The 12067-nt window shown below is 46.1% G+C and carries 4 protein-coding genes and 1 riboswitch; all 4 genes read right to left on the reverse strand.

Going from position 1 to position 12067, the window contains the following annotated elements:
• Positions 1–554: 554 nt before the first annotated feature.
• The 4 genes from HQ39_RS07535 to HQ39_RS07550 all read right to left on the reverse strand — a co-directional run bounded on the left by HQ39_RS07535 (position 555) and on the right by HQ39_RS07550 (position 11367).
• Positions 555–4649, reverse strand: coding sequence for a cobaltochelatase subunit CobN (locus HQ39_RS07535; RefSeq protein ID WP_036865162.1), 4095 nt, complete (start codon positions 4647–4649; stop codon positions 555–557).
• Positions 4650–4861: 212 nt separating this feature from the next.
• Positions 4862–6169, reverse strand: coding sequence for a DUF4374 domain-containing protein (locus HQ39_RS07540; RefSeq protein ID WP_036865165.1), 1308 nt, complete (start codon positions 6167–6169; stop codon positions 4862–4864).
• Between the two features lie 39 nt (positions 6170–6208).
• Positions 6209–8608, reverse strand: a complete 2400-nt coding sequence (locus tag HQ39_RS07545; RefSeq protein WP_160216118.1) for a TonB-dependent receptor — start codon at positions 8606–8608, stop codon at positions 6209–6211.
• A gap of 439 nt (positions 8609–9047) precedes the next feature.
• A riboswitch (cobalamin riboswitch) is annotated at positions 9048–9294 on the reverse strand.
• 111 nt (positions 9295–9405) lie between these two features.
• Positions 9406–11367, reverse strand: a complete 1962-nt coding sequence (locus HQ39_RS07550) for a DUF4954 family protein (RefSeq protein WP_036865170.1) — start codon at positions 11365–11367, stop codon at positions 9406–9408.
• Positions 11368–12067: the final 700 nt, after the last annotated feature.

The raw sequence follows: 12067 nt of genomic DNA on the forward strand, positions 1-12067 counted from the left end.
AAAATTTTCATGCGGACGAAAAAATATCTGCGTGCGCAGAAAAAGTATTTTCTTTAGCATAAGAGTTGTGGCGATCCGGGCATAAAAATATATTTTCATAGGCAGGAAAATATATTTTTATACGAATGGGAAATATTTTTTATGCTTGCGGACATATTTTTGGCTGCGCACAAAAATATATTTTTGTGCGAATGGGAGGAGGTTTTTGTGCGGAAAGGAGGAGGTTTTTGTGCGAAAGAGAGGAGATTTTTGTGCGAAAGGGAGAAGATTTTTGTGCGAATGGGAGGAGGTTTTGTGCGAATGGGAGGAGATTTTTGTGCGTATGGAAGGGATTTTTTGTGCGTATGGAGATTTTTTTCACGGGTATGAAAGTTTTTCTCTCTCGGCAGGCAGTTTTTTTTGACTTGCGCCGAGGTGTAAGTTTTGTCCGTTTTCAGGGTATGACGGTTGGGCTTTTCATGGGATCTTTCGGGAGAAAAAAAAGAGACCTCGAAGGGGTCTGTTCGAGGTCTCTTTGGGGTTCGGATCGGCTCGGTGCCGCTCTCGGATGTTGCTTATCGGCGTCTTTTCTTTATCACGACAAGAATAAAGAAGAAGAGCAGGATGGCTCCGATGGCGATGACGATGCTGTTGGTGAGGATGGTCTTTGTGTCCGAGAGGTGAGAGTGGGTGAGGTTTTCTCGTTGCAGCCGGACACTCTCTTTGTCTGCTTCGGGAACGGCGGCGGCATTTTTCATCTTGGAGAGCGCGTTGTTGTAGCTCTTTGCCTCGTCCGGACGGAGCTGTTGTGCAATATACTCCTGCAGCTTGGGGTTGGTGGCAGAGAATCCGCTGCCGGCGGATCCGAACTCTTTGACCAACCCGGCATGCAGCTCTGCAAGATGCGCCACCTTGTCCGGCGAGGCTTTCCACATACCCTTGCGGCTGCTTTCGAGCATGATGGCTGTGATCTCTTGGAATGATGCCGGATTTATCTCTTTGAAAAACTCGTTCGTGCCGAGATTGTGAACATCTTTCACGTACATCTCGTACATCTCGTCCCATAGTTCGTTGTCTATCACATCGGGCTTGGTGGCACTCCAGCCGAATGTGTTGGAGACGACATCGAGCACGCCTTGAGCACTGCTCGCACCGCCTTTGAGGGTCTCTTTCACGAAGTTCGGATTGAGTATGGTGGCACGTGCTTCCACTCCGATGGCTTCTTTCAACTCCTGTATGCGGATGTTGTTGCGGTTGCGATAGTCGGCAAAGACAGCGTCCGGATCTTTCCCCGTCACGCTGCGGATGGCTGCGTTGATCCCTCCCATGAACTCATAGACATGATCGAGGCTCAACGCTCCCCAGGTATTGTTCTGACGAGGCTGAACCACCAGATCGGCATCATGCAGCACAGCCCTGAAGAGGTGTTCGTTGAATGCTCCCCACTCCTCCTCTGTTCCATACATTGCTCCCATATTGTTGATATAGGCATTGGCGATCTCCTCATCGGAAGACCAGCGATCGCTACTTGCAATGACCTCCTTGATCTTGGTGCCGTACATGCCATTGAGTCCTCCGAAGACGCGCTTGGTGGAAAGCTCCCGTGCCTCTTGCGGAGAGACGCCCTGCTCCACCAACAGACGCTCGACCTCGACGGAAGAAGACTTCACCTTGTTTTCATAGCCTTCATCCTTGGCTTCGGCTGCCATCTCCACCGCACGAGTGATATACATCAGACGAGATGCGGCAAGGTCGCGGAACTGTCCGGATGTCTGTACCACTATGTCTATACGGGGACGTCCAAGCTCGGAAGCAGGAATGAGCCTGAGATCCGTTACCCGTCCGTGAGAGTCCCTCACAGGCTCCACGCCCAACATATAAAGAGCCTGGGCAATGGTAGTACCTTCGCTTTCGATAAACTCTCCGCTCCAGAACGTGAAGCTCACCTTCCTCGGATAGTCTCCGTGCTGTTTCTTGTATCGGGCAAGAGTGGCATTGACCAGAGAGATACCATCTTCCCAAGCCTTCTCGGTGGGAGTGGCTTCGGCATTCACGGAGTAGAGATTCCTGCCCGTCGGGACGGCAGACGGATTGGCGATGGCATCACCTCCGGAAGAGGGAGCATTGTATCCGCCGGCAAGAGCATTCAATACTCCTTTTAGCTCGGCTTCGGGACTCTCTTCCAATGCGTTCTTATACTTTGTCACATCGTAGAGAGTACGCTCCGCCTCAACAATGGCAAAAGCTTTCTCTCTCTCCTCCTTAGTATGTTGGCGCACCTCTTTCGGCATACGTCCTCCCCCCATTGCTCGCTTGGGCGGTGCCAATAGTGTATGTGCCTCACGGATTTCAGCCGGAGAGACTCCGATAACACTGCTAACGAAAAGAGAATCGACAGCTCTGCCGGAAAGGATCTGCCGAACGACCGACTTTGCAGGAGCGAGATAATGCTCCGTAAAATAGACGTTGCTGCGGAGCTTTTCCGTATCCACCTTGCCGGAGAGGCGGTCTATGCGTGCAATACTGTAAGCAATGGGATCCGCACTCATCGCCATGACGGTGGTAAGAATCTTCTCTTTGGAATAAGGTACGCCGGTGATGTACAGCTCGCCATTTACTTTCTCATTGGCAATCTCCTCGGCAAAGTTGTCTATCTGCTCTATCTCTTCCTGAGTATAAGGCTTGGCAGGAATGCTGTCCAAACGGAGGTAGCGGTGTATTCCAAGTGCCATGGCACTCTCTTTTACCGCTATCGAAGCTTTGTCTTTAGGATCGGGGGACTTGAAGTAAGCGCGTATCTTGCCTTGAAGATCCGCCAGCTGCCCTCTCGTATTGCTCTCCATGAACGGCGGCATAAGGTATGAGGTTATGGCTGCGTAGGTGCGGCGTTTGGCTATGATGCACTCTCCGATGTTTGCTATGGTGTAGTAATAGAAGTGGGGAACTGAGCCGATAAGACGATCACTCCAGTCTGCACTGCTGAGAGCAACCTGCTTCTCCGGTGTAAATTCAAGGCTGCCATGTGTACCGAAATGCAAAACAGCATCTGCCTTGAAGCCATGCTGCATCCAGAGGTATGAGGCAATATAAGGGTGTGGAGGTGGAGACTTTGCTCCGTGAACGATGGCAAACGCATCGTCGCCCACGGCTGCCATTGGTTGTGGAAGCAGCGCAACGTTTCCAAAGTCGAGTCTAGCCACTGCAATGGCAGGCTCTCCATCTGCTTCAGTACTCATATAGCTTCCCGGAGCTTCGCCGTAAAGGTCTGTTACTTCTTTGTACTTCTCCGGGAATATGGAGCTTTTCACCCACTCTTCATAGAGAGACTTTTTGATGAGAGCCGGATTGCCCTTTTGGAGAAACTCCTGCTGTACTCCCTCTGCATAAGGATCAAGGATAACGCCTTGAGACATGAGCATTCGTCCAAGCTCTTCCGGTGTTTCGGGAAGATTCTCTACCTTATACCCCTCTGCTCTCAAACGCAAAAGGAGATTGTGAAGAGATGGAATGGTTTCGAGGGACTGCGCTAAAAGTGTCTGCTGTCCGGCTCCTTTGAAGAAGTAGATGGCGAGCTTCTTTTCTGAGTTTTTCTTGCCCTTGAGAGCTATTGTCCGGGAGACAATATCGGTAAAAGTGCGAAGTCTGTCCGGTATGGTTTTGAAGAGATAAAAGCCTTCTCTGTTTTTCTCCTGTGCAATCAGAGCATAAGGGTAAACAGCTCCGTCTATCTCCGGCATCACCACTCCCTGTCCCAATATACCGCCAACGAGTCCCATCGGATTAGCCATCCAATCTTCTTCCAACTCCAAGCTGGTAAGAGGTGTAAACAGTGGGATATTGGTCTCTTTGAGCCACTCTACCACTTCGTCCCCTTCTCCCATGGAAAGACGACCCATTGCCGTGTAAATGACAGCATCAGGATTGGCAGACTTTAGCATCTCCAGCCTTTTGTCTTTGGCAAAAATAGGATAGACATTATGCCCTGCGTTTCTCATGGAGACGATGATGCTGTCGAGGTGTTGCTTGTTTCCTCTGAAAGGATTGTGCAAGCCGATGACGAGAGCCACTCGCTTTGCACCCTCTTTGTACAAGCCTTTTTTCCTGGTGTAGGCATCGTACTCGTCTATCGTAAAGAAGTGCACACCCTCTTCAAGATCAAAGAAAACTTCCTCTATACTCTCGGTAGGCGGTTCAGGATCCGTGACTCGGAAACTCTTTCGGTCTATATACTTCCGGACATAGCTTGCCATGTTTTGGTAATTGACCATGTTTCCCGCAGAGAGATAAGCCGAAATGGTAGCACAGTGAATACTATCCATGCTGCACATTTCGTTCCTGCTATCGGTGGAAGCGTGCATAATGATAGGGACACCCTTACTTGCCAAACGTTGCAAAGCATCACGCTCCTCCGCAGAAAGCCGAAGCCCCATACCATTGCAGATGATAAAGTCGTACCCTTTAAGCTTGTCCACATCCTCCTGCTCGTAAGCATCGAAGTGTATCATCGGGTTTTTATTCGACAAAGCTATATCCGTCGCCCTGTATGTCTTGAATGCGTAAAGAGCTATACGGGTAGGAGAGAGATACCTTGCCCAGATGAACCAACCGGCTGCAACAAAAAGAAGCAAAACCACCGAAGTTATCAGAGAGATCTTTACTGTTGACTTCATATTGTAATCTGTAAAGAAAAAAGTATTAGCTACGCATCATATCCGTAGCAAAAAGTAATTATATGGGAGTAAATGTATGGATTATCTCCTTCAAAAAGAAAAAAGACACCATGTCATCCTCTTTATTCTTTCCACGACTGTTTTCACAGCCGGAAATCTAAAAGCAAAGATGACATGGTATCTCCTATTGATGATGTGTTAAATAAAGGATCTTACTCCTTTGTGAGCTTATAAAGGCGTACGGGGCGGTATTGATTCTTCACACTCATGACCTTCTCTACCTTACCTGCCTTATCTACGGAGTAAAGTCCGTTGAACTTACCTTCTTCTCTGTTTGGTACGCAGACAAACAGCTTACCATCTACCACGCTGAAGACATTCATACGTGAAGAGATATTGGATGCCGGTATAGGAAGTTGTTTGTAGGTCATTGTTGCCGGATCGAGTTCGTAATACTCCATCTCTATCTTATCTGTATTTTTTGTTCCAAACCTGTAGTCGGTTTTGGAAATATGAAGATAGATCTTTTCGTTATAAGCAATCATAGATTGTGCTATGCGATGGTTGCCGAATGTTTTTTGAATATCGAACTCCCAGTTGTCATCAAACTCGGTAGCTCCCGCCTTTATGCGGAAAACTTTCGAGTCTCCTTGAACTCCTCGTCCATTCCATCCCCAAGAGAGGTAGTAGATATTACCCTTTTCGTCTATGCTTGTAGGTGAGTTTTCTGCCTGCACAATACCCACGTTGCGAACACCTTTATAAGAAATAATCTTCTCTACCTTTTTAGTGGCAATATCGGCAACAGCTACATAATAACTGTCGTACTCTTCGCCAATTTCGTTGAAAGACTTACCATTGAGAAATACCACGCTGACAAAGAGCTTACCTGCTCTTGCATCTATCGAGAATGAGCCGGTACGAACAAGGTTATTCCCTTTTTCGTCCACATACTTGGCATCCGGCTTGAATGCTTTGATAGCTTCATTAAAGTCTATTTCACCTGTCAGCTGCATGGTGTAAGGGTTGAAAATGCTTATTACCCTTGGCTTGTCTTCTCTGCTGTAAAATGCAGTGTTTTTATCCAAAAAGCCAAGGCGCTTAGGGTAAAAGCTTCCTTTCACTATCGTCAAGCTCTCATCTATCACAACTTCCTTCTTGTCATTGAGAGTCAAACGGAATACACCGGGAGTGGCAGACATCCCTTTTTTATCCTTTGCCATGGCAAAGAAATACTTTCCCAATGAGTGGTGCCCTGCGGAGGTGGAAGGATCCGAGTTGGTAAACAGATCTGTTTTAGCTATGAGATCATAAGTCTCTGTCGTACCCAACACTTTTGTCGGATCAAACGCATAGAAGCGGGTAATGTCCGCATTGGATGCATCCTCTGCCGATAAAATGTACGGAATAGCTTCTTGCTCGTCTCCATTGTTCGGTTTGTCCGGACCTTGGGTATTACAAGCGGTAAATGCAAAAAGGCACATGGTTAGAAGTGCCAAAGAAATTTTCCTAAAGTTCATCATAATGTGTGTTTAATTTTAATGTGGTTGTATATCTATTCATCTTATCAGATAGACCATCTTAGCCCAAATACTTCGTCCGGCATTCTGCATCTTGAAATGGTTATACACCTCTCTGTCGAAGAGGTTACGTATTTCCAAACCCAGTTTGATACGATGCTTTCTGATTTCGGTATCGTAAGATGCTCCAATGGTATGTACATGTTGATTGGGAATAATTCTGTTCGTATTGATCTTAGACTCTCCGAAAAGACCCAGAAATCCATCCGGTTCAAAACGTCGCTCTATAAAATCGAGATAATATTGGTGTACATAGCTGTACTGCCAGTATGTTTTCAGGGTATTGTTCCGCTTTCCAAAAAGACTTTTGAACGCATACTCTATCCCAAGATTGGCATAGAAAAATGGTGTATTGCTTATTCTCGCATCTTTGTAGTGATTATCATTCTGCACATTGTTCATGGATCCATTGTATCGGAACTCGTTGTAGGTCAGATTCCCATGCACTTTTACTGCATCAAATAACCTGATATATCCATCCATTTCCAAGCCAAAACCTTTGACACTCTGTAAATTTAAGAACTGTCCTTGATATTGGTTGATCTCCTTCATCTTGATAAGATTTTCCGTATGCCTGAAATAGGAGTTCAACTCAAAATTATACTGTCCCGGCTTGTGCCACTTCAGACCGATGTTGAAATTCTTACTCTGTTCCGGGGCAAGCTTGAGATTGGGTACTATAAATGAATTATCTCCAAAGATCTCCGCCCTGTCCGGCATCCGGTAGGTCTTTTCAAAAGATGATCTTAATAGGAATCTCGGTGTAATATCATACTTTCCGGAAAGAGAAAGACTCACTCCTTTATTAAATACGGCAGGTTCGTTATAGGTATCATCATGCGTTTGAGCCGTGATGAGTTTGGCTTGAAGTATCGTATTTAGCCTTCCATTCCACCATGTTCCAGAGTGTCCCAGTCCGGTGATTAAACGATCGTAACGATACTTACCCAAGTATGAAGGAGCGTCATAATCATCTCTGATAAATCGGACATGATTGTACATCACATTCAGTGTCAGGTTTTGTTCCGAAGTGAGAGCAAGATTCAGAAGAGATCTTAGTATGGTATTGTAGCTGTTACTCTCCAGTCCCACTTTACCCGGTATGGATTTCTGCCCTCCCGACATCTCTCCACTGGAAGCAACGCCCTTATGCGGAACTCCGCGCCAATCGTAATAGGTGTTTCTCAGAGTATCCACCATATTGTTGTTGATATGGCTATAAACTCCGAACAGGGTAGCATTGAGCTTGCCTTCAAACAGGCTCTTACGATAGGTCAAAGAGGGTATCAGTTTGGCATGCTCTCTTCTAAAGGCCTGTCCATAAGGCTGATTGCGTGTAGTAAAGTCATTCTGAATATCGTGGTGTAGACCGAAAGATGTCAGCCTGAACTGTATCAGATCCGCCCAACTTAGCTGTTCCACATTCACAAATCCTTCCGCATGGTACTGCTTGAATCCATTATGAAAAAGTCTTGCCTCTATAAGCATATTTCGTCCGGTGGCCTCATCCGTGATGGGAAGATTTTTTACCGGATAGTCGTTCTTAGCCAAATTGCCGAAAGCATACACTCCAACGGAGATATGCCTGCCCATTCTTCTCATGGCATTAAGAGTCGCAATATTGGAACCAAAGCTACCTATATTATAAGACAACTCGACTTCCGAGCTTTGAGGGGTCTTACTGACCAGATTGATAGCCCCTCCGAGGGCATCTATCCCTATTTCGGTTGGTAGCACACCCTTATAAACCTCTATGCGCTCTACGGCATTGACCGGAATTTTTGTGAGTCCGAAGCTGGAGCCGAGGTAGTCTATCGGGATACCGTCCCGCATCAGTTTTATAGACCTGCCACTGAAACCATTGATGGTGATCTCATTTCTTGCCCCGACATCTCCCGTATTACGAAGACGCACTCCGGGACTTGCATTAAGAAGATTCTGGATATTCGTTGCCTTTTCGTGGAATTGAGAGACATCTATCACTTCGGTTTTTATGGGATCCAATCTCAAACGATCCGTCTTGCGAACAGCAGTAACGGCAACCTCTCCCAATACTCCTGTCTTGGTGTTGAAGTAGAAGTGTTGCAGTTTATTGGTCTGCCCTACGGTTACCACAGCTTTTTCCCTATCTCCTCCAGGCAGTTGAGCCACAACGGTATAAGTACCGGGAACGACAGGAGAGAAGATATATCTGCCGGATTTATTGGTCTTCACCTGTTTTCCCACAGGTTCAAGCCGGACATCTATACCCTTCGTAGGATTACCATCAAGATACACCACACCGTGCAGAGCTACGGATTTACCCTGCGCCAAAAGAGGTAAAGCAAAAAAAATAGCGACCAGCACCGGTAACACTAAAGCCAAATATCTTTTTGTCATACTGTCATTCATACCAAACCATATACCCACACGCAATCCTGCAAACTAAGAGAAGTCGGGATTAGGCGTTGTGGAGCCAAATCCTCGACCTTCTCTTATTCTGTTTTCGAGGTATAAACCTCTTCTTTACGAGCTGCTCCTTCCTGTCAAAAGAACCAACTACACGTACAAATAATTAACGACTAAAAAAAGGGGGCCTACAAGGAGTATCACACTTGTTGTAGGCACCCGCGACTAAAGAAGTAGAAAAATAATTGAATGACCGTTAGTGTTGGTCCATCAATGGTGTATATATGAATTACGTGTGCGTATATAAAAAATTATCCCCGACGGACTAACCACAGCCTATCGGGGACCAACACTAACATTATCAAACAAAAAACTACTGTTTCTTATGCGTAACTATGTCTTTGTTTGATGTAGGCCCGTCTCCCGCAGGTGTCCATCAGTCGTAAAAGGCAGGTCTTCTGACTCTCTACACTCCATTTGCATCCTTCCCAGAGATAGCCTCGTCTCGAACGTCTTTACGTTTCAGGCATCTACCAGTGGTTTCTCTGCAAACTGTGATGCTATCCGAAGATAAAACATCAAGTAGATTACAGCAGCGGGTACTGTTCCGGATTCTCACCGGATTCCCTTTTAATCAATTGAGAGTTCCCAATTGAACCATCTACGTTGCAAATATACGATAGATATTTTAATTCTGCAACCCCTCTCCTTCTTTTTTATCCGACACACTGTTTTTCCTTACTAAAAGAAGGATATAAAGAGGGTTCATAGAGCATTTACACTACTATTCACAAGGATTTAAGCCGTTGGATGGTCTCGTTTCCCAAAGCTTCTTTTCGCCGGATATGGTCTAATACTTCCTGCACAAAAGGATTATCCTCCACGCTGCTCTCCCCTCTTTCGGCATCCGGGACAGAAGAGAAATATATGCGTGAAGCGATATTGTACTCTTTACAGGCATCCGCATAGAGCATTCTATCCAAAGAGAGAACCGCCTGCATCCACTCCTCCACCACTTTTATCAGGAACGGCACGGTGAGCACCTCCTTTTCCGAGAGTCCGTACCACTCTCTGAGCAGATTGTAAGACCAGTCCCACTCCAGATCATAATAGGAAGCGTGCAGATGCTCAAAAGCCCTATTGAGATCCGCAGGCGTTTTATAGAGACCACTGCGAATATTTTCCAATATCTCCTGCACCAATCTTTGAGGAGCTATCAGTCCGCAAAGATCCACCCATTCGCCCAGCCCGGTATCATGATCCGGCTTCAGCACCTCATCTACCTCCGCTCCATTTTTCGGGATACGCTCCTGCAACCGTTGTATAAGGGAGTTTCCGATAAACTTTACAATACCCATGCGATAAGCTTCGAGCCCTTTTTCCAGAGCAGCCGAGCGAATATTTATATTCCTATATATATAGGTCTTGCCATGCTCACCGATGTAGCTTCTCAGTTCACTCAGTTTCCGATGACCATTTACCATTTTAGAAATGGTGTACGGACTGAGAAGATTAAAGTTGATACAGTCCAACCGCCCCTCCTGTTCCCGTTTGTCTCGTGCAGGCCACTTCTTTGCATCGCGGATTGTACCCACACTTCTAAGGTTGGCACCGGGGACAAGATAGGTTTCATCGTTGTTCTCTATCACATAAGAAAAGGGGAAGTCTGACGTATCGACGTGGTGCACGTGTCGCCCCATAATGAGACTGAAAGGACCTATACGCGATGGCCAAAGGATGTAAGAGTCGCTCGTCGTTTTGGATCCACGCTCTATCACGCCCTGATGAATAGGACCAAGCTTATACAAGTGATTGCTCTGGTTGGAGCCCGAGCCGGCATTAAGGAAAGAGACATGCCCGGCTATAAGCAGACTGCTCTTGTGCATAGAGACCGTGTAAGGCCCTGCAAACACAGCGCACGACTCGCCATTTTCGAGCTGACAATTGGCAAAGAAAAGAGAGTCATGTGCGGAATAAAGGTGATCTATCCGGGTACTCTGCCCTATGAAACAGCGTTGTATCGTGGCCCCTCCGCTCATACTCGAACCCGAAGAGGCTATAAACTCTTTTGCCATAACACTGTGTCCGATATAGACGGGTGCATCCGGTCTGCTGTTCACACTGCACTCCTCCACATACGTGGCACCTTCTATCACTGCTCCGGCTCCGATGCGGGCATTCAGGATACTCCCCGTATGCTTGATCCGGACACCATCTTCTATCTTCCCTCTACTGCTCCGCCGTTGTGCTGCATAGGTTGCGAACAGCTCGTGAAGCCGGCTGCGAAGCAGACTGTCTCTCGTTGCCGTCACCGCCATCAGGTAAGCCGTGTGGGAGGTGAGCAGATCACACAAAATCACCTCCGTTCCTCCCGTTTCCCTGAGCACACTCACAGGCAAGCCGTTCCCGAAAGAGCTCTCCCCTTTCATGGCTATGATATTGACATTCTTTATCGTCACATCATTACCTATATCGTACTTGGAGATACACTCATGCACGTTTTCTATACAGACTCTGTCTCCTATGGTGCAGTCGTGAATAAGGGCATTGCGGATACCATTCGGGATATGGAAACCATGTTCGGAAGATCTAAACCCGGACAGATCCCCTATCCGACACTCCCCGATAAAGGTTACACTCCGACAGCGATCCGGCAAAAAGTTCTCCGATACCGTAATCTTATCCCAATCCTCCGAAGTACATCCATTCCGCAACAGCACTTCTATCTCACTCTGTGTAAGATGCCTCATAGCTTTCTCTGTTTATATCTTGTTCGGAGCACTTGTTTTACCGATACTCTTCATCGGTAAGACTCTCCGAAAAATGGTTTGGCAGTCCTGCAACAAAGATATTAAAGCGGAATGTAAAGTACAAAAAACTACTCATCCAGATCCTGAATAAAAAGGAACCTCAGAGGAACTTTTATATAAAAATGAAGGCTCGAAAAACTTTCCGGACAGGGCGAAAAAATTTTTGCCTGCTCGTCAGAAAAGAGGAGATAAAATCATAAACATATGAATAACAATCAGATACTAAAAATCTCAAATTCGGAAAAAATTTTTCCTTCGTCCGTTTCATCGCCCTTTTTCGCGTTAATAGAGGTGAATTTTATCCCGATCTCGTGTAAACATTTCCTAATAAAGAAAAGCTCCTAAAAACCATCATCTTGCGCTCAAAAACAGGTAAAAATCTCACTATCAACACTATGAATAAAATTTCTAAACGTGTTAAGTGAATCCGGTAAACGTGTTTAATGAAATCAATAAACGTGTTTACTGAAAAATTAAACACGTTAAGCCGAAACGTTTAGTACGTTCACTCTTTTTTCTCAATAATACAGCCAATAAATGTAAACAAAAAGACCCCAAATTAACATTTTGCTCACCCTCTCAAAACAAGAGGAGAGAGCGAAAAAATCAATCGGGGTTTTGGAGGTGTTTTTCGGGATGG

The sequence above is a fragment of the Porphyromonas sp. COT-108 OH2963 genome (genome assembly GCF_000768895.1).
GTDB classification, from domain to species: domain Bacteria; phylum Bacteroidota; class Bacteroidia; order Bacteroidales; family Porphyromonadaceae; genus Porphyromonas_A; species Porphyromonas_A canoris.